The sequence below is a fragment of the Cohnella nanjingensis genome, assembly GCF_014212125.1.
GTDB lineage: Bacteria > Bacillota > Bacilli > Paenibacillales > Paenibacillaceae > Cohnella > Cohnella nanjingensis.
In genome coordinates, this window is sequence record NZ_JACJVP010000047.1 from 25847 (window position 1) to 45508 (window position 19662).

Below are 19662 nucleotides of genomic sequence, written 5' to 3' on the forward strand. Positions count from 1 at the left end.
CAGCCGTTATTTCCAGAATCCGTCCTGAATAATCGAGCGATGCCGAATCAGCCTGCGGCAATACCTTGCAGCCGTTATTTCCAGCATCCGTCCTGAATCGTTGAGCGATGCCGAATCCGCCTGCGGCAATCCCTTCTCTTCCTTCGCACCATCCGAATCGGCCTGCGGCAAGACCCGCTCCCCCTTCGCGCCATCAGGCGCTGAGGGTCGAGCGTTCGCTCTCCGTTCTAGGGACGGCCTCGATCCCCCGGACTACCCGGTACAGCCCGAATCCGGAGACCAAGATCAGCGCGGCCAGCACGGTGAACAGCACTTCCCCGTTCGTCCGGCTGAGCAGCAGCCCGCCCAGGATCGGGCCGAGGCCGCGGGAGAGGAGATTGCTGGCTCCGTACACGGAGAAGTAGAACCCGCGCTGCTCCGCCGGGGCCAGGACGGAGATGACCTTCTGCGTATGCGGGCCGAAAGCCATCTCGCCGATCGTAAAAACGAATTCGGCGATGAACAACGCTACGATCCAGCTGGAATAGCCGTAGCCCAGCGCGACGGCGGCGAACAGCAGCTGCGCGATCGCGAGCACGATATACGAGCGCATCTTCTCCGAGCGACGCGCGATCCAGATCTGCAGCGCGATGACCATGACGCCGTTGAAGGTCATGAGCGAAGCCAGCAGCGTTCGATAATCCTCGAATCGCGTCTGCAAGTGCAGCGGGAAGGTCGTCTCCACCTGCGCATAGAGCAATCCGACCGGCAAGCAGTACAGCGTCATGAGCAGCAGCGGCTTGTGCATCCGCCAGGAGATCGGCGGCCGCCGGCCCCCGCCTGCGCGCGTGCCTCGGGCGCTCCTGCGCGGGGCGGTCTCCGGCAGCTTGAACGCGACCAGCAGCGCGTTCGCCAGGAACGTGCACGCCGAGAGCAGGAATACCGCCGCCGGGTTCCATTGGAACATGAGGAGCCCCAGCACGGGGCCCACCGCGGCGCCGACGTTGAACGCCGTATGCATCAAGGCGAACACTTCGGCCCGGCGATCCTCCTCGACCATGTCGGTAATCTGAGCGTTGGCGGCCGGCATGAACAGCGCGAAGCCCAGTCCGTTCAAGATCGAGATCGCGGCATACTGCCAGACGTCGCTCGCGAAAACATAGCCGATCATGCTCAGCATCTGAATCGTTAAAGCCGCTAACATGAGCGGCTTGCGCCCGTAACGGTCGCTCCAACCGCCCCCGAACCAGCTGACCACGATGCCGCAGAGCGGCTGAAGCCCGACGATCAGCATCGGCAGCATGACGGAGCCTTCCATCTGGTCGTACAGATACAAGACGAGAAAAGGCCGGATCATAAAGCCGGTGATCGTCGTCAAAGCCGCGCCGACCACGCGTATCCATACGCCGCCGTCGTATTTGGCGAATAAGCCTGCAAGTTTGCTAGATCTCATAATTTCTCCATTTCTTCACGGCCAAGTCTTGGGTGGTGTCAATGTGGATGCCGTATAGCCTCCGGGCGTCTCGCCCCATTCCGTCCTCCCATTATATACGACGGATCGCCGGACGGGAGAATGAAAATAATAGATGCCGCCTGAACGAAAAAGAGGCCCTATTCCGATCGATCATCGGAATGGACCACGGCGCCATATTGAATATGAAACGTCGCCCGCTTCTCCGGGACACTTGACCGCGGCGCCATCCGTCGCGGGACTTCCCGCGCTTCCCTCGTCATTATACCTGAATATCGATGCCGCATAGATACGATTTCCATCGCAAGGAGGCAGCCGCCTATCGCGATAGACGCTGCCTCGTGCGTTTCCGACTATGCAGATTTATTTATTTTTCACCCAATAGAAGTTCCATGACATACATCTCAAGCGCTTCATAGTTTCGGGAATCCTGATAGCCGGACACGAGCCCCTTGTCCAAACGTCGAACCTTTGTCTCTAGCAGTTTGACCATTTTCAAGCTATTTTCCAAATGAGCATACGACAATTCTCCGGATTGCGTTCTCATCGCCTTCACGTCAAGACCGATATATTCGCCATTGCTGCCGTATCCGCTGTCCATAAGCACTTTAATCTGATTAAAGGCGGAGCGCAAATTTTCGACGCCGAACGATTTATCCTGATCGTAGCGAAGGCCGTTTTGATCGTTCAGATGGACACCCCATAATTTGCGGTGCGCCAAGCAGAAAGCCATTTCCAAAGCGGGGTCAAGACCTGCCAGCACAGCATGCGCGGATTCCAGCAAAGCACCGACGCGGTTCGGATCGTCGGTTCCGGCCGCGAATCCGAGTACGTGTCCGACCGTCGGAATGAAGCTGCGGTCGATCGGTTCGTTCGGCTTCGGCTCGATCAGAATGCGAATGCCGGGATCGTAGGCCAGCATCGCATTTACCGCATCGCGCAAGCGCTGCAGGCTGACGACCGGGTCCTTGCTCTCCGCGCACAATGTCCCTTCCCTCGCCAGCCACAGCACCAGACGATTAGTCCCGAGCTCTCTTGCGATATCGATGGATCGCAACGACCTCCATAACGCAAACTCTCTGTCCTCCGCCGAATTGGAAGTGTAGCCGCCATCGATCGTTCTCCCGTCCATCCATAAGCGCGGAGCGACAAATTCGGCTTCCAAGCCTTGCGAGTCTATGTGCTGCTTCAGTTCCCTCGCCCGTGACTTGATTTGGCTTTCCGACAAGTCGTTCATATCCGGCACCGCGTCGTCATCGTGAAACTGAATGCCCGTAAACCCGATTTCCTTGAATTTAGCCAGCTTCTGCTCGAAAGAAAATGAAGTTCTTACTTCGGGACCGAATGCGTCGGCTCCTTCATGCACGTTCCACGGGCCGACCGAAAATTTGAAGTTCGCCATCTTTATCTGCCTCCGTTATCGATTTTCGTTTATTAATGCGGATTGCATCGCCGCGAACTTGCTGGGCATAATCCCGACCGCCGATTTGAATGACCTGCTGAACAAATGGATGCTTGAAAATCCAACCTCTTCCGCAATTTCGGTCAAGGTAAGCTTGCCGTCGACGATTCTTTTTTTCGCCTGCTCAATCCGAATATGCGTCACGTACTTATGAATCGATATGCCGAGTTGCTTCTTGAACAAATGAGACAAATGGTTTGTGGACACCCCGGCATGCTCGCCGATCGACACGTTGTTGAGTTGAGGGTCGGAAAAGCATTCGTGAATATAGTTTATCGCTCTTTCGATAAACGCCCATCCTTTTGTCATTTTGCCTTCGTCGTCCTTGCGATCCGCTTGGTTTTTCAAGAAGATGTGCAGCAATTCCAGGCAAATCGATTTCATAATCAGCGAGCTTCCGGGCTGTTTATCCAAAAACTCTTTATTCAGCAGCAAAAACCGCTTCTTCAAATCAATCCGGTCCGCCAACTGCAAATGGGAGATAGGGACGATCGAAGCCAGTTTCATCTCCCTATCGACGACCTTTTTCCTCATCCGCTTCGTCGCGGCCGTATACTTCAGCAAGCTCCGCTCTTCGTCGTAAAAAAGATCAAAGTGATAAATATATTGAATCAATGGGACAGACGAGGTCGATTTGATGATATGGGACATAAAGGGGTGCATAAGCAAAATATCGCCCTCTCGAGCCTCATACTTTACGCCGCTCAGGAAAAATTCCGCTTCCCCTTGCTCGATATACGTAAAGACGTGATCGTGATCCATCCATTCCCCGGTTAACGAGCTGGACTTCATAATTTTCACGGCCCTGACAAAAGGGGATATGCTGTTCATCCACGACTCATCCATCGCATTGACCTCCTGACCGACTTCGTGCCAATCGAAGTTATCCTAGTACGTAATGGCAACCTTTGCCCCGGCAGTCGCCGATTGCTCGATCGCTTCCAGAACGACCTGGTTCCGATACCCGTCCTCGAAGCTGGGGGAAGGATTGCCCCCCTTTCCGGAAATCCCCCGCATAAACTCGTGCATCAAATTAATAAACGTATGCTCGTATCCGATCGGATGCCCCGCCGGCCAATAAGCTCCCGCATAGGGGTGTACGCCCTCTGTACAAGTAATCGATCGAAAGCCCTGAATCCCAAGAGGATCATTCTCCAAGTATAGTTCAAGGTTGTTCATCCGATCCATCTCCCAACGGATCGAGCCCTTCGAGCCGTTGATTTCGATGCGGTTTCCGTTGCGATTCCCTTTGGCGAAGCGAGTAGCTTCAAATACGCCCACTGCTCCGTTCTCGAATCTTGCCAGCGCGGCAGCCGCATCGTCCACATCCACCTCGGCTACGGCGCCGCCGCTGGCCGCTGCCTCCAATCCTCCTGACATTTCGCCGACGGGCCTCGTCTTAATGAATGTTTCCAGAAGGCCGGACACTTCGCGGATTTCCCCGACCAAAAACCTGGCCAGATCGATGGAATGTGCCATCAGATCGCCCAACGTCCCCGATCCGGTCACTTCCTTCCTCATGCGCCACACGAGCGGGAACTGGGGATCCATAATCCAATCTTGCAAGTATTGGGCGCGAAAATGATAAATATCCCCCAGTACGCCCTCCTGAATGAGCTTCTTCGCCCATTGCACGGCCGGCGCGAATCGATAGTTGTGGCAGATCATATGGACGACGCCCGCTTGCTCCGCGGCTTTCCACATTTCTTTGGCTTGCAGGGTATTCATCGCAAGCGGTTTCTCGCAGAGAACGTGCTTGCCTGCTTTTGCCGCCGCAATGGCGATCTCCGCATGCGAGCCGTTCGGGGTGCCGATGTCGACGACGTCGATATCGTCCCTCTCCAGCAAGCGGCGCCAATCCGTCTCATAGGACAGCCATCCTAGCTTTTCCGCAGCGAGCCGAACGGCGTTCTGATTCCGTCCGACTAGCGTTTGCAGCACGGGCTCCACGTCCGTATCGAAGAAAAAGGGCAAATCCCTATAAGCATGGCTATGCGCTTTGCCCATGAATTTATAGCCGACCATGCCGATGCGCACCTTTTTTTGAGCCGTCATGACGGAGTCACGCTCCTCTGACCGGAATGTTCAACCGCTGCTCGACAAAGTCGCGGCAAACTTGCAAGCTCTGCATCGGCGTACTCGTCGACTGATCGATTTCGACGGTCATCCAGCCCTTATAGTCGATTTCGTTCAAAGCTTCTATAATCGGCGGAAAATCGATAGAACCCAGCCCAAGCTCGCAAAATACGGGGAGCGCCTCATTGCCCAGCAGCATCGGGAAGTCCTCTTTCGTCGCCTCTTTGGACGTCAAATCCTTCAAATGCACGTATGCGACCCGATTGCGGTATTTCCAAATGATCGCCGCCGGGTCCATGCCCGCTCCGGTCAAGTGAGCCGAATCCGGCGCGAAAAACACCACTTCCGGATCGCATAGGCTCATAAGCTCGTCGAGTTCGTTCTCGTCCTGCACCTCCGTCCACAGATGCGGATGCAGGCAAGCTTTAACTCCAAGCTCGTACGTCCTTTTAGCTGCCTCATTAATCGTCACCGCGGCTTGTTTCAGCTCCTCCAGACTCGTCGGCTTCTGGCGGGGGCCGCCGGGACCAAACACCAAATGCTCGGCTCCGCACTTGGCGATGACGCGCGCCAGACGAACGTTGTAATCGACGATTTCCTGACGAACCTCAGGATTCGCGAATCTCCGATTCATCCCTCCGGAAGCTCCGCCGTAAAGGGCCGTCATCGCAAGACCGTGCCGCGCCAAAATCTCCTTGAATTCCTCCATTCGATCCTCGTAGGTTAGAACGAATGACGCCCACGGCTCAATCGCCCGGTAGCCGAGTTTCGAAGCCTCCTCCAGCGCCTTGAAATGATCTTCTCCCCACGTAATCGCATGTACCGCAATACTTCCTTTGAAATTGGACATGATTAAGCCTCCGCTAAACCTATTATAGATCGTTTTCCTGCCTCGGTTTGTCAGCCTTTGACCGCTCCGGCGGTCATGCCGGTCATAATCTTGTTGCTGAAAAATAAATACATGACGATAATCGGCAGAGAGGTTATGACGAGACCGGCGATTTTGCCGGTATAATCCGTCGTATATTGGCCGCTGAAGAAGGTCAGCCAAATCGGGAGCGTGAACAGCTCGGACGATTTATTCAGCACAAGAGCGAACGAAAATTCGTTCCACGTGCCGAGAATGCTTAGAATCGCTACCGTCGACATGATCGGCAGGCAGATCGGAAAAATGACTCTGAACATCATGTAATCGAACGAACTTCCGTCCATATACGCCGCCTCTTCGATTTCCTTGGATATTCCTTTTATGAAGCTGTCAAACAGGAAAATCGCTACAGGCAAATGAAACGCGATGTACGGTAGAATCAGCGTGAAGCGATTATCCAACATCCCCATCCACTTGAACTGTACGAACAGCGGCACCAGAAGCGCGTGAATCGGAATCATCATGCCGGACAGGAACAGCATCACCATGACCTGTTTGCCTTTGAATTCGATTCTGGAAAAAAAATAACCGATGATAAATGAGCAAATAATGATCAACGGCACCGCGATGACCGTGTTGAGCAAGCTGCTGAAAATCGCAGAACCGATATTTCCGATATTGAAAGCGTTCGAATAATTGACCAGCGAAGGGCTTGAAGGAAGCGACATCGTGCTTAAGCTGAATTCCTTATTCGTTTTCAAAGACGTATACAGCATCCAGACAATCGGAAACAGCGCCGATAAGGAAAACAGCAAAACAAACAGATTTGTTCCCGCATAACCCAGTTTTACCGTAAAGGACGCGTTTCTTCTCATCGTTCCCCCCCACCGCCAATCCATCTGGACATCGCGAGAACGATAAGGGCGCACAAGATAAGCATACCGATGGAAATCGTGCTTCCATAGCTCAATCGGCTCATCGTGAAGGCGTTGTTGTACGCGTATTGGGCCATCACCATCGAGCTTCGGCCGGGTCCTCCGCCCGTCATCACGTAGATGTGATCGAATACTTTCAACGTTCCGGTGATACAGAGAATAAGGGCAACGCTCATCACGTTTTTCAACAAAGGCAAAATGACATACGCCGTCTTCTTGAACCACGTGGCTCCGTCGATTTCGCTAGCTTCCAGCACTTCCTTCGATATATTCTGCATCCCCGCCAGAAAAATAATGAAATACAAGCCGATATATTGCCAGATAAGCGGAACCGATACCGAATACAGCACATATTTGGGATTGTCAAGCCATAACACGGGCTGAATGTGAACGAGATCCAACAGCCAGTTGAGCATTCCCAAGCGATAGTTGTACATTAGCGACCACAAATAGCCGGTTACGATAGGAGCCAGAACGACTGGCAAAAAAATCGCGATCCGGTGAAGGCCCTCTAGCTTCAGAAGCTTGGTCATAAAAAAGGAGGCGATCAGAAAAGCAATCCCGACCTGTCCTACGACGCAGAAGAAAGCGATGATGACGTTGTTTTTAAGCGAAAACCAGAAGTCGTTGTCCTTCGCGAGCGCGACATAATTTTGCAGCCCGACAAATTCGGTGCCCCCTTCATTGCGCACGCTGTAATAAATCGAGATCAACAACGGTAGCAAAACGGTGAACGCGTAAACGCAAAAAATAGGAATCAAATAACGAAACGCCGGCCCGGCTTGCAGCTTGAAGAGTCGGCTACTGCTCATACAATCCACTCCTCTCCTGAAAGAAAAGCAAGGGCTTGGGGGAGCGGCGCTCCCCCGGCCTCTCTATCGATTCATCTCCCGGCCGCCGTTGTTACTTCTGCGTATCCCTTACGGTCTGGATTTTCTTGGACAGCTCCTCGGGGGTAGCGCTTCCGATCAGCAGATCCTGGAGTCCCTTGTAGATCACTTCGACCAAAGCCGGACTAAGTTGGATATCGTAGATCGGCGAGAATTTCTTGTCGCTCATCAGTTTGAAATAATCGACCGCCAACGGAGAAAGCTTCGATTCGTCATAATCCGTCACCTTGACGGGAGGCTGCCCGTTATTTTCGATTTTCTTCCTGCCGTACTCCTGGCCGGACACTTTTTTGATCAGCGCGATCGCCGCGTCTTTCTTCGCTCCGGTCAGCTTCGAATTGTAGGCCAACGACCAACCGGAACCGCCCGCAACGGACAGAGGGTCGCCCTTTCCTCCCGGTACGGCTGGAAGAATCGCAAGTCCGGTCGCCTTCTGAACATCCTCGGGAGCATCGCGGGAAATATTGGTGACCGCCCAAGCCCCGTCCACCATCATGGCCGCTTGCTTGTTGTAATACAAGGTCCTCGCCTGATCGCCGTCGATGCTGTTAATGTCCGGGTTGAACGTGCCCATTTTCGCCAAATCCTGAAGCGCTTTCAAAGCATTTACGAATTCAGGGTCCGTAAATTTCGCTTTTCCTTCCTTCATCGCCTTGAACCAATCCGTACCGGTGTAGCGGTCTGCCAGCGTTCCGAACAAGACCGAACCGACCGGCACGTTCGACTTGTTGCCCATCGCGATCGGGGTTACCCCGCTGTCCTTGAGTTTGTGGATCGCGGTCGTAAATTCCTCCCACGTTTTCGGGAACGAAGCGATGCCCGCTTTCTCGAACAGCTCTTTGTTATAGTAAATGACATGAACAGAGAACATCGCCGTCGGTACGCCGTAGATTTTGCCGTCGGTCGTAAACTCGTCGAAGCTGTTCGGCAGAAAGCCGTTTTTCCATTCCGGGTCCTGATCCAACGCTTCGTTGAACGTTCCGACGTATCCCTTCGGAATGTAGTCGATCAGCATGGAGCCATTCGCCACGAACAAGTCGGGCAGTTCTCCCGAGGCGCCTAACGTCGTCATTTTCACCCGGTAAGGATCGTGCGGAACCGCTTCTTCGACGAGATTGACCGCGGGGTGCTCCTTTCGGAACTCCTCCAAGGCATCCCGGAATAAAGCGCCGTTCTCGTCGACGTCGAAATGTCCGATCGTCAGCTTGATTTTATCCGCGGAAGTTTCGCCGTCCCCGTTGCCGTTAGACGAATTTTTGCCGCATCCGATTAACCCGATAGAAGCGATAAGTAAAACGATCAGAAGCATTTGCATTTTTCTATTTCTAGTAAACAAATGAACCCCTCCTAATGTTATAGATTTGCGAATATCTTATCGAATCCCGCCTTGGATCTTGCCAACAGTTCTTCCATGCTTGCCGAAGTAGACGGGCTCAACACTTCTTGCGCGACGATGCCGGAATATCCTGCCGTCTGCAAGCCTTGCAGAAATCCGCGCAAATCGATAACGCCTTCGCCGGGATACAAGCGATCGCCATCCAAAAGGTTCTCAATCGGCCCGGCCTTGGCATCGTTGATATGAACGTGCACGATATGCTCCGGCTTTAATTTCAAAAGATCGTCTACCGCTAGTCTGTTCGTATGCCAATGATAGGAATCGACCAGCAAGCCCACATTCCGCGCCCCAATCGTCTCGATCCAATCCAGCGCGTCGTCCATCTCCCATAGAAACGGATTAGCCCATTGCGTCCGCAAATGCCGGCTGCCGACGAATTCCAGTCCGAGACGAATGCCGTAAGCTCCGAGAATATCGGCGCAAAGCCTCAATCGGCGCGTCGCCGCAGCCATAAAAGGGGCGGCCGCCTCATCGGTGGAAGGCAAAATATACGTACAGCACTTGAAGCAGCCTAAGGACATAGCCGCTTGTCCCGCTTCCGCCAGAGCTTTCAAACCTTCGCGAAATCTCCCCTCGCTCGATCGCCAATCGACATCCAAATCGATGGAACCGATAATGACCCCGTTGCTTTCCAGCAAGTGCGCCGCTTTTTCCCGTCCGTATTGCCGAATAAAATGAACCGGATTAAGATCGACCGCTTGAAAGCCAAATCGGGCCGCGCCCGAAACAAACTGCTCGTCCGACTCGATCGTTCCCAGACCCGCCCGCGTTAATCCTCTAAATCATTTGTAATTCCTCCTAGGACCAATCGAACAAAACGCCAATCGGGTCCACTCCCTTGTTATCGCTTACATGATTAATCTAACGTTTTTCCGATTTGAAGTCTTTGATCACAAAACCGATTTTTTATCTAGAACAACGATCTGTGCCCGCTCCCCCGATCCTTTTCCTTCTTCTCATGAGAACTGAGACGAGCCCTTATCTTTAAGCCCGAATATCAGGTATAATCGTCGTACCGAATCGAAATGAATAAACCGAGTTTAGAGATGGCGCGAGAGGCGGAAAGACATGCGCGTGTTGGTGGTGGAGGACGATCCGACGTTGCTTCAAATCGTTCGCGACCTGTTTGAGAGCGAAGATTTTCTGACGGATGGAGCCGAAACGGGCGAAGACGGATATTACCTGGCGCAGCAGGCGGTGCACGATCTGATTATCTTGGACGTGATGCTGCCCGGTATGAACGGGGTCGAGATCGTCAAGCGGCTGCGGGCTCTTTCCAATCCGGTCCCCATTATTCTGCTTACAGCCAAAGACAGCGTGGAAGATCGCGTAAACGGTCTTAACGCGGGAGCGGACGACTATGTGGCCAAGCCGTTCGCCGTAGCGGAACTATTGGCAAGGGCGAAGGCGGTTCTCAGAAGACGAGGAACGATTGACGCGGAAGGCGAATTGTCCTGCGGCCCCGTCAGACTGGTCCCCTCCGAACGGGACGCCTTCGCCGGAGAGCAGCCTCTGAAGCTGACGGCCAAAGAGTACGAGCTTCTGGAATTTCTGCTATACAACCGGGAAAGGATTCTGACACGCGATCAAATCTTCGATCGAATCTGGGGATTCGATTCGGGAGCCGCGATGACGGCTGTCGACGTGTACGTGCACCATCTGCGCAAGAAGCTTGACGTTCACGGCGCGGGCGGCTTGATTCGGACCGTGCGCGGAGCCGGTTATATGGTCAAAGGCGAGCCCCATGTTCCGTAACATCCGAAGACGCCTCGTTATCGTTAACGCCTCCGTGCTGCTTCTCGTTCTTGCGACGCTAGGCGCCGCGCTGTACCTGAACATGCAATACCGCCTGTACCACGACATCGACGAGATCTTGCAGCAATCGAAGAGCCGCATCCGTTCGGTTCGCCATTTGGACGAGCTCATTCACTCGGATCTTCGTCAATTGCAGCAGGACGAAAGAACGACGTATCTGTTCTGGGACGCGAAGGGCGCCTTAATCGGCCAACTGCCGGAACGGACCTTCTCCTTGCAGGAAGCCGGAGACTTCAAACCGGACAAGGACTTGGATAAGCCGCTTACCGTTCGGTCCGAGCATAGCAAATACCGAATACTGCAGGTTCCAAGCGGGAATCCCCCTTCCGGCTCTTCGGGGTCCGTTGACACCATCGCCATCGTCAAAAATCTGGGGGATGTCACGGGCACGCTGAGGGCTTTGCAGCGGGATATTGCGGCTGGCATTGTCGCGGGCGTCATCCTCTCCATCCTCTTAGGCTACTTTCTGGCGGGCCGGGCTCTTGTGCCCATCCGCCGCTCTTGGGATAGACAGCAGCAGTTCGTAGCGGACGCCTCGCACGAGCTGAGAACGCCGACGGCCGTCATCCATGCGCAGACGGAGCTTCTGCTTCGTCAGCCGAACCGTTCGATCGAACAAGAAAGCCCGAACATATCCAAAATCCTGAGAGAAAGCAAGCGGATGGGGAAGCTGGTGGACGACCTGCTGACGCTGGCCCGGACGGACTCTAACCAGTTGCAGCTTCAAACTACCCTCTTCCCCCTGGACGATCTGCTGCGCGAGTTGTCGGAACAGTTCCGATTAATCGCAGACACCAACTATATCCACATCGAGACCGATATTCAGGAATCCATGCTTTTTGCGGGAGACGAGGGCAGAATTCGCCAGTTGCTTATTATTCTGCTGGACAACGCCTTCAAGTTTACGCAGCCGGAGGGGCGGATCAAGATAACCGGACGTTACGCATCCCATTCGGTCCTTATCCGCATTGAAGACAACGGCTGCGGTATTTCCGAAGACGATCTGCCGCATATTTTCGAACGGTTCTACCGCGGCGACAAGTCCCGTTCGCGCGCTGCCGGCGGGACGGGACTCGGCTTGTCCATCGCGGAGTGGATCGTCAAGGCGCACGGCGGTAAGATACGCGTGCAATCCGCCGTCCATGTCGGCACGACGGTCGTACTGCTGTTCCCGCGCGGTAGATGACGGAGTTCGCATGGCGCGCGAAAAAGCCCTCAGTCTACCAAATAGACTGGGGCTTTTTCCCGGATACGTGGCGACGTCGCTCCAACTTATTTACCTGCAGAACCGGCTTCCGACATGGGTTTTCTGACGGTAGGGCGAATGGTCTTGGAAGCATTAATAGTTAAACGTATTTTCAGCAGGTGATAAAGATTCGCCAGCAGCAGCCCGATGAACAAGTACATCAGTCCGCCGAACGCGCCGTAAACGGCGGCTCCCGCCGCGGCTGCGAGGATTCCGAAAACAATCTGGTCTATGACTTTGGCCGGCGAAGTAGGCAGATCAGTAAGCATAAAGAAGCCGAAGAACAGCGCAGCGTTAATGAACGGCGGCCGAAGCGCATCGGCTGCATCGCCGACGGAGTAATGGCCCATCAGAAACAACGCCAGGAAAAAAAATCCGAAAAACGAAAAGATCTGCGGGAATTTATGGACCCTATCCGTGACGATATATCCGCCGATCAGAATCAACGCAACGCCCCACGCGGGCAGATCCCCGAATGCCCCCCACCAGCTTTGTCCCGCGTGAAAAATCGGGATAGACAGCATCAATCCGAAGGCCGCCGGATTAAAGACCGGTTTTTTCCGGTGGACAAGCAGATGTTTGGACAAAATGGAAATGGCCGCCGTTCCCGCAACGATAGGCCAGGAGGTCGTCGTCCCCAAGACCAGGGCTATGATGAGTCCCGTAATAACCGCCCCGTCCGGCAGGATTCGCTTTCTTTTTTCGATCAGACAACAAATAACGTCCACGACGAGCGCAGCGCCGACGGCAATGAGGCCGTTGATCATGCCCTTTATGTCCTGCGACCAGGCGGAGGCAATAAGCAAATATGCGGCCATGGCGATGGCGACATAACCTTTGGGCGATTTGAACCATTGGCGCAATGTCACTTATATCCCTCCCATTCTAACGATTTGCATATCGGATGCGATGAAAATACCTTGAAGCTCAGCCTCTTCGATCAGAGCCTCCCCGCCTGCCGCGTCCATCACAAACGCTGCGGTCGAGAACACGTCCGCCATCATCGCATAAGTCGCGATCACGCTGCAGCTGATCCAACGACGGGGGGACGATTGGGTCCCGGGGTCGATGATATGGTGCATGCCGGGTATTTTGTCGCTTGGGCGCTCGTAGCTTCCGGAAGTACAGATGGCCCGGTCGGAAATGTCGATCTCGAAAATGATTTGATCTTTGCGCACGGGATGCCGAATGCCGATTTTCCAAGGCTTCCCTTGTTCGTCGGACCCGCCCGCATACAAATCGCCGCCGGCATTGACCAAGAACCCTTCAAACGACTTCAATTCATGGGCGGCCAGATCGATGGCGAAACCTTTGGCTACGGCTCCGAGGTCGATGACCATAGGTTTATGCAAATATATCGTTTGTTCTCGTTCGTTGATGACGACATCCCGATACGTAACGGGACCGTCGGAGGGACTTTCAACCGTTTGTCCGGTCAAATAATGGCGGTTAAAGCCGAGCGCCTCCATCGTTTTTCCCACTGTCGGATCGAAAATGCCGTTCGTCCGTTTCGCCATTTCCAAAGCAAGCTTGAGGGGTTCGAACAGCAGCGGGCTGACCGGCACGCGGGTCCCGACTTGCCGGCAGGCTATCATCAACTCGCTGTCGGGGCTAAAACGGCTGCATGCCTGCTCCACTTGCCGAAACGCCTCAAACGCCCGATCTATCCTCGCTTCCGCTTCCTTCATGGCGTCTCGTTCCCTGGCGACGACCTGTATGTCTACAACCGTATCCATGAATAATTTCGTTTTTTTCATGGCATTAACCGTTCTTGGCCTGGGAGATGGCATTTTGTACGGCGTCCTCGAATGCTTGGGTACTATAGGTCGCGCCGGATACATTTTTCACTTTCGCGCTTTGTTTTTGCAATACTTCATCAGGCAGCCCAACGATGTCGCTTTCCGAATAATGCATGGCAAAATGACTGACCTCGACATCCGTTATTTTATCGTTCTTAATCGTTACGGTCACTTCGATCGACCCGCGTCGATTGCTGCCCATGCCCGTATAGGAGCCATCGGTATATTGGCCGACGGGGCGGCTCGCCGAAGGGGGGCTTGAATCGCTGGCCGAAGGGCTGCTTGGGCTGGATCCGCCGTCGCCCGAGTAGCCGTAGCTCGGCGAAGCGACGCCCGGCCGGCCGTCATTCGGCTGGAGAATGGCTTGGGGCGATTGGGTCGGCCCCGGGATGGATGCCTGGGTATCCGTAGTGACATATCCGGCGGCATAGACCGCCGCTATGGCCGTAGAGCATAGGACTACCCACTTTTTTTTCATTTTGGCCATGTCGATTCCTCCAACCCTGCATTATCTCTTGCTACAATTCCAATATAAAGGAGCAACATTGAAATTATCTTAAAGACCGGGCCAATCGGAACAATAAAAAGAACCTTGATAGGCCAAGGTTCTGGCCATCAAGGTCCTCTAACCGGTCTCAAACACGCGCCATTCATTGTCTCATCTATTACCGTAATCAGTCTCGATTATAGCCGTTACTCGCACGAAGGATGAAGTTCCTTAAACTTTGTAGGCCTTCATGGCCTTGAATACTTCCTTGAACGAAGGCTTCTTGCCGTACATCAGCACGCCTACCCGGTAGATCTTGGCGGCCAGCCAGCCGATGACGAGGACCGACACCAGCAGGATGCCGACCGAGAGCGCGATCTCCCACCAGGCCGGATTCGCCAGCCCGATGCGCAGGAACAAGATGAAAGGCGAGAAGAACGGAATGTAGGAGCAGGCGACGATGAACGGGCTGTCCGGATGCGACAATCCGAAGATCGCGATGTAGAAGCCGGCGAGCGTAAGCATCGTGACCGGCATGACCGCCTGGCCGAGATCCTCCGTCCGGCTGACGATCGAGCCGATCGCCGCGAATAGCATCGCGTACAGGAAGTAGCCGAGCAGGTAGAGCACGACGGCGAAGATCAGCATCTTCGGATCGATCGTATCGAGCCGGATGCCTAGATTCTTGAAGGAATCGGCGTTATGCGGCAGCGACAAGTTCACGACGGTGGCGCCGACGAGCACGACGAGCTGCACCAGGCCGACGATGAACGTGCCGAGCACTTTGCCGAACATCTGCTTCAGCGGCGATACGCTGGTCACGATGATCTCCATGACGCGGGAGCTCTTCTCCGCCGTAATCTCCGTCGCGATGAGCTGACCGGTGATCATGACGGCCATGAACAGCAGGATGATGATCGCGTAGGTGAGACCGATGGCGGTACCTTGCTCCTCCGCCGTCTTGCCGTTCGCCGAATCGCTGATCTGCACGGAATTCAGCTTCACGGGCGAGAAGAGCTTCTGCAGTTGCTCCTTCGTCAGCTTTGCGTCCTGCACCGCTTGATTCGTCTTGACCTCTTGGAGGGCCGCTTGCAGCGCTTGAGAGGTATCGGTGTCGAGCATCTTTTTGGAGTGATAGGTCACGTCCGGGAAACCCGCTTGGTCATTCGTCACGAAGGAGAGGTAGCCTGTGATCGTCTTGTCTTCGATCGCTTGCTTCAGGACGGCGGCGTCGGCTTCCGCCGAACCTGCCGCCTCGATCGGCACGAGCTGGACTTGCGGCTTCTCCTGCTTGCCGAAGTACGTCTCCAGCCCTTTGATCAGATCGCCCGGTTCGTCCGTGATATAACCGACCTTGGTCGCGCTGCCGCCGGAGGTGAACTTGTCGATAAAGTAAGGTACATTGGCCCCGACGACGAGCAGAACCGCGAGAATAATCGTCGTGATGAGGAACGACTTGCTGCGCAGCTTGTTGCGCATCGTGAAGGACATGACGGTCCACATGCTATTCATGACGCTCACCTACCGTTCGAATGAAGATTTCGTTCAGCGTCGGCTCCAGGAGCTCGAACTTCTGAATCGGGCCTTGCGCCAATGCATGCTTCAAGATGTCCTGCGCCGTCTCGGCGCGCGCGATCTGCAGCAGGTAACCCTGCTCGGTGCGCGTCACGCCCTGTACGCCCGGGATGGATTCCAGTCCCTGAATCGGCGCTTCGGCGGACAATACGACCTTCTCTCTCGGGAACCGGCTCTTGATCTCCCGAATCGGGCCTTGGAGCACTGGATTCGACTTGTGCATGATCGTGATGTTGCGGCACAGCTCCTCGACGTGCTCCATCCGGTGCGTCGAGAACAGGATGCTCGTGCCTTCGTCCCGCAGCTCCTTGACGGTCGTCTTCAGCAGCTCCACGTTGACCGGATCGAGGCCGCTGAACGCTTCGTCCAGGATGACGATCTGCGGACGATGAATGACGGCTGCGATAAATTGGATCTTCTGCTGATTGCCCTTCGACAGCTCTTCGACCTTCTTGTCGTAGTATTCCGGCACCTGGAAGCGGTCCAGCCACCGTCTCAGGTTCGCCTCCGCGTCTTTGCGGGACATGCCGCGCAGCTGCGCGAGGTAGACGATCTGCTCGCTGAGCTTGACCTTCGGATACATCCCCCTCTCCTCCGGCAAGTAGCCCAGCATCCGCAGCTGCTCCTCGCCGTAAGGCTTGCCGTTGTACCGGATCTCCCCGCCGTCCGGCATGATGAGTCCCAGCACCATCCGCATCGTCGTCGTCTTGCCGGCGCCGTTCGCCCCCAGCAGACCGTAGATCTCCCCTGCCCCCACTTCGAAGCTCAGGCCATTCACGGCGGTCTTGTCGCCGTACTGCTTCATCACTCGATTGACTACCAACGGATTCATCGTCCCGCTTCCTCCTTTCGAACTAAGCACGCCAATATCTCTTCCATCTCCATCCGCTGCGCGGACAATAGCTTGTAACCTTGCGCCAGGCAGTATTCCTCGGTCTCATCCGCCCGATCGGTCTCCAGCCGGTAGATGCCGGGACCCGCTTCTGCCGCGCCCTGCACGCCGGGGATCGCCTGCAGCTTCGCTAAATCCAAGCCGGTCGCCGTCTGGATCGCGAACACCCGCCAGGCGTCGAACAGTTGGTCCTTCTCATACATTCCGAGCGAGCGGCCCCGATGCAGGAAGAGCACGTAATCGGCCAGCCTGCGCACTTCCTCCGTAATATGAGTGGCCAGCACCAGCGTCCGGTCCCCGCTCTCCATGTAGCGATGAAGCTCTTCGAGCATCGTCTTCCAAGCGAACGGATCCAGGCCGCTCGACGGCTCGTCGAGCAGGAGCAGCTCCGGATCGTGCGCCATCGCGATCGCCAGCTCCACCTTGCGGCGCATGCCCTTGGACAGCTTGCGCAGCTTCGTGTTCCCTTCCGCCTCGAACTTGCGCATCAGCTTGCGATAGCGGTCCCAGCTCCACGTCGGATACCACGCCGCCGCGAACCGGGCCTTCTCCTCGGCGGTGAGCCCCCCTTCATAAGCATGGGGCAGCTCCGCCACGAAGCCGATGCGCGCCTTCGCGGCGTCGTCCCCTCCCGGTCCGACGCGCGCTCCGAGGAGCTTCGCCTCTCCCTCTTCATACGGCTCCATCTGGAGGAGCATCCGGAACAAGGTGCTCTTGCCCGAGCCGTTCGGGCCGACGATCGCGGTCACCATGCCGCTCGGGATGTCCAGCGTCAGCGGCCCCAGCGTGAACTGCCGGCGCCGTACGGCTGCTCCCCGCAGGGAGATGGCCGCCGGTTCGCGCGTCAATCCCTCGTTCATGGCGAGTCCCCCTTCGTTGCGGTCGTCCGACGCGCATAGACGTCCTGCAGAATCTGTTCCATCTCTTCTAGCGTACATTGCAGCTGGAGTCCGGTCTCCACTGCCCGTTCGAAGGCTTCGACGACGCGCTCGAGCCGATGGCCGGCCCTCGCCGCCGCATCTACGCCGGCGACGAACGTCCCGGTGCCCTGCCGGGTTCGAAGCAGTCCTTCGTTCTCCAAGTCCTGGTAGACCCGCCGAACCGTGATGGCGCTGCACCGGAGGTGCGAAGCGAACTCCCGGATCGACGGCAGGAGCGTGCCTTCCGCCAATTGCCCGCCGAGGATCAGCCCTCTGAGCTGAACCTCGATCTGATGATAGAGGGGCTCGGGGCGGTTCTCATCGATTTGAATCGGTATCCACACCAGCCTCGCCTCACTTCCGTGCGTGCTGCGTACGCAGCTGCTGATTCCGTGCCATCAGAACGTGTAGCTCCGGTTGCGCATGAATCGGACGGCCAACCGCTGCCCCGCCCAGCGGGCTAGCCCCGTGACGACCACCGCTACGATCGCCGCGAGCAACGGCGCTTCCCGCACGGCCTTCAGAATCTCCATGTACAGGCTTACCTGCCGCCAACCTGCGATCGCGCTTACGATGCCGGCCACGATCGAGAAGGCCAGGTACCACTTCACGTACGTCTTGCCGGAGAACCCCAGCTCCAGGATCGTAAGCCCCGCGTTCACGACGAGGCCGTACCCCATCCACACCAGCGCGGCGGCGACCCATACATCGGGACCGAACGCCTGCCGGATGTCCGGCGAGATAGCATACTGGGCGACGAAGAACAAGGTTCCCGCCAAGGCCATGACGACGAGCGCTTGAAGCGTTCGCGCGCCGGCGACCGCGCCGATCGGGATCGGCATTGTCCGCCAATGCGCGATCCGCTTCGTGAAGATGTCGTCGCGCCAGTAAGTGAACACCGTCCGGTTCATCAAGCAGCCGAACACCGGGAAGCAGAACAAGTAGAGCCAATCCGCCATTCCGCTTAAGAATCCAAAGCGGGATTCCCATTCCCCCGGCGCCTGCAGGATCGAGTCCAGCATCGTACTGAGCATCGTTCCGGTGTAGAGAGCGAAGAGCGAAGTCGCCGCCACGCCGATCCATTCCCGCTTCAGCTCGAACGCCGTAATCGCGCGCACCGCCCGCCAACCCGTCATACGCTTGCCTCCCCATCATCCGTCGCTTCTTGCCTCAGGTGTCAAGAACAGTGTTTATGTGTTTATGTGTGTATATCTTTATACACAGTATATTAACTGTGCTTATTCTTTGTCAACCCCGATTTGGGAAAAAAGAACATTATGGGATCCTCAGTCACAGATGATGATGAACGTGCCCAATCGTTGATTCGAAGGTTTCAGAAGATCATAAACGGCGTTTTCAGCGGGGCGGGACGTCTGATTTGCAACTGTAACGATGCTACGAAAGCAGAGATAGCCACATTTTGCGGTTATCGCACACAGATTGTGGCTCGCGGAGGCGGAGATAACCGCAATTTGCGGTTATCGCGCACCCGATTGGGCTGACGGAGGCGGAGATAACCGCATTATGCGGTTATCTCACACAGATTGAGGATCGCGGAGGCGGAGATAACCGCAATTTGCGGTTAACGCGCATCCGATTGGGCTAACGGAGGCGGAGATAACCGCATTATGCGGTTATCGCACACAGATTGAGGCTCGCGGAGGTGGAGATAACCGCATTATGCGGTTATCGCACACAGATTGAGGCTCGCGGAGGCGGAGATAACCGTATTATGCGGTTATCGCACACAGATTGAGGCTCGCGGAGGCGGAGATAACCGCAATTTGCGGTTATCGCGCACCCGAATGAGCTTGCGGAGGTGGACATAACCGGCATTTTGATCGTTAAAAG

At 55.5% G+C, this 19662-nt stretch carries 20 protein-coding genes; 2 read left to right on the forward strand and 18 right to left on the reverse strand.

Features of this window, described 5'->3' with window-relative positions:
* Nucleotides 1-6: 6 nt before the first annotated feature.
* The 10 genes from H7C19_RS27520 to H7C19_RS27565 form a co-directional block, all read right to left on the reverse strand.
* Nucleotides 7-171, reverse strand: a complete 165-nt coding sequence (locus tag H7C19_RS27520) for a hypothetical protein (RefSeq protein WP_185672302.1) — start codon at nt 169-171, stop codon at nt 7-9.
* Nucleotides 172-193: 22 nt separating this feature from the next.
* Nucleotides 194-1432: an MDR family MFS transporter gene (locus tag H7C19_RS27525; RefSeq protein ID WP_185672303.1), complete on the reverse strand. Its 1239-nt coding sequence runs from the start codon at nt 1430-1432 to the stop codon at nt 194-196.
* A 385-nt stretch (nt 1433-1817) separates the two neighbouring features.
* A complete protein-coding gene (locus H7C19_RS27530; protein ID WP_185672304.1) occupies nt 1818-2852 on the reverse strand; it encodes a TIM barrel protein in 1035 nt (344 codons plus the stop codon).
* Nucleotides 2853-2867: 15 nt separating this feature from the next.
* Nucleotides 2868-3758: an AraC family transcriptional regulator gene (locus tag H7C19_RS27535; protein WP_185672305.1), complete on the reverse strand. Its 891-nt coding sequence runs from the start codon at nt 3756-3758 to the stop codon at nt 2868-2870.
* 42 nt (nt 3759-3800) lie between these two features.
* Entirely contained in the window at nt 3801-4967 is a 1167-nt protein-coding gene (locus tag H7C19_RS27540) for a Gfo/Idh/MocA family protein (protein ID WP_221469513.1), read from the reverse strand.
* Between the two features lie 7 nt (nt 4968-4974).
* Complete coding sequence (locus H7C19_RS27545) at nt 4975-5838, reverse strand: sugar phosphate isomerase/epimerase family protein (protein WP_185672306.1); 864 nt, start codon at nt 5836-5838, stop codon at nt 4975-4977.
* A 50-nt stretch (nt 5839-5888) separates the two neighbouring features.
* Nucleotides 5889-6617, reverse strand: coding sequence for a carbohydrate ABC transporter permease (locus tag H7C19_RS27550; RefSeq protein ID WP_246469845.1), 729 nt, complete (start codon nt 6615-6617; stop codon nt 5889-5891).
* A 110-nt stretch (nt 6618-6727) separates the two neighbouring features.
* Complete coding sequence (locus H7C19_RS27555) at nt 6728-7603, reverse strand: carbohydrate ABC transporter permease (RefSeq protein ID WP_185672416.1); 876 nt, start codon at nt 7601-7603, stop codon at nt 6728-6730.
* 91 nt (nt 7604-7694) lie between these two features.
* The gene (locus H7C19_RS27560) at nt 7695-8990 is read right to left on the reverse strand and encodes an extracellular solute-binding protein (RefSeq protein ID WP_221469514.1); all 1296 of its coding nucleotides are present in this window, start codon (nt 8988-8990) and stop codon (nt 7695-7697) included.
* A gap of 44 nt (nt 8991-9034) precedes the next feature.
* Complete coding sequence (locus H7C19_RS27565) at nt 9035-9835, reverse strand: sugar phosphate isomerase/epimerase family protein (protein WP_185672417.1); 801 nt, start codon at nt 9833-9835, stop codon at nt 9035-9037.
* Nucleotides 9836-10145: 310 nt separating this feature from the next.
* Between H7C19_RS27565 and H7C19_RS27570 the strand changes: the two genes are divergently transcribed.
* Both H7C19_RS27570 and H7C19_RS27575 read left to right on the forward strand, forming a co-directional pair.
* Nucleotides 10146-10832 carry a response regulator transcription factor gene (locus H7C19_RS27570; protein ID WP_185672309.1) on the forward strand — a complete coding sequence of 229 codons (687 nt, stop codon included), beginning with the start codon at nt 10146-10148 and terminating at the stop codon, nt 10830-10832.
* Complete coding sequence (locus H7C19_RS27575) at nt 10822-12078, forward strand: sensor histidine kinase (protein ID WP_185672310.1); 1257 nt, start codon at nt 10822-10824, stop codon at nt 12076-12078. Before H7C19_RS27570 ends, H7C19_RS27575 begins: the two co-directional genes overlap by 11 nt.
* Before the next feature lie 86 nt (nt 12079-12164).
* Here the strand turns inward: H7C19_RS27575 and H7C19_RS27580 are convergent, their stop codons facing one another.
* From H7C19_RS27580 to H7C19_RS27615, 8 genes are all read right to left on the reverse strand, one after another.
* The gene (locus H7C19_RS27580) at nt 12165-13007 is read right to left on the reverse strand and encodes an RnfABCDGE type electron transport complex subunit D (RefSeq protein WP_185672311.1); all 843 of its coding nucleotides are present in this window, start codon (nt 13005-13007) and stop codon (nt 12165-12167) included.
* Nucleotides 13008-13874 carry an FAD:protein FMN transferase gene (locus tag H7C19_RS27585; RefSeq protein WP_246469847.1) on the reverse strand — a complete coding sequence of 289 codons (867 nt, stop codon included), beginning with the start codon at nt 13872-13874 and terminating at the stop codon, nt 13008-13010.
* Nucleotides 13875-13899: 25 nt separating this feature from the next.
* A complete protein-coding gene (locus tag H7C19_RS27590; protein WP_185672313.1) occupies nt 13900-14424 on the reverse strand; it encodes an FMN-binding protein in 525 nt (174 codons plus the stop codon).
* A gap of 231 nt (nt 14425-14655) precedes the next feature.
* On the reverse strand, nt 14656-15936 hold the full coding sequence (locus tag H7C19_RS27595) for an ABC transporter permease (RefSeq protein ID WP_185672314.1): 1281 nt from the start codon (nt 15934-15936) through the stop codon (nt 14656-14658).
* Nucleotides 15929-16831, reverse strand: a complete 903-nt coding sequence (locus H7C19_RS27600) for an ABC transporter ATP-binding protein (RefSeq protein ID WP_185672315.1) — start codon at nt 16829-16831, stop codon at nt 15929-15931. Before H7C19_RS27600 ends, H7C19_RS27595 begins: the two co-directional genes overlap by 8 nt.
* Nucleotides 16828-17751: an ABC transporter ATP-binding protein gene (locus H7C19_RS27605; protein ID WP_185672316.1), complete on the reverse strand. Its 924-nt coding sequence runs from the start codon at nt 17749-17751 to the stop codon at nt 16828-16830. Before H7C19_RS27605 ends, H7C19_RS27600 begins: the two co-directional genes overlap by 4 nt.
* On the reverse strand, nt 17748-18155 hold the full coding sequence (locus H7C19_RS27610) for a GntR family transcriptional regulator (RefSeq protein ID WP_185672317.1): 408 nt from the start codon (nt 18153-18155) through the stop codon (nt 17748-17750). Before H7C19_RS27610 ends, H7C19_RS27605 begins: the two co-directional genes overlap by 4 nt.
* A 54-nt stretch (nt 18156-18209) precedes the next feature.
* A complete protein-coding gene (locus H7C19_RS27615) occupies nt 18210-18947 on the reverse strand; it encodes a hypothetical protein (protein WP_185672318.1) in 738 nt (245 codons plus the stop codon).
* Between the last annotated feature and the right edge of the window lie 715 nt (nt 18948-19662).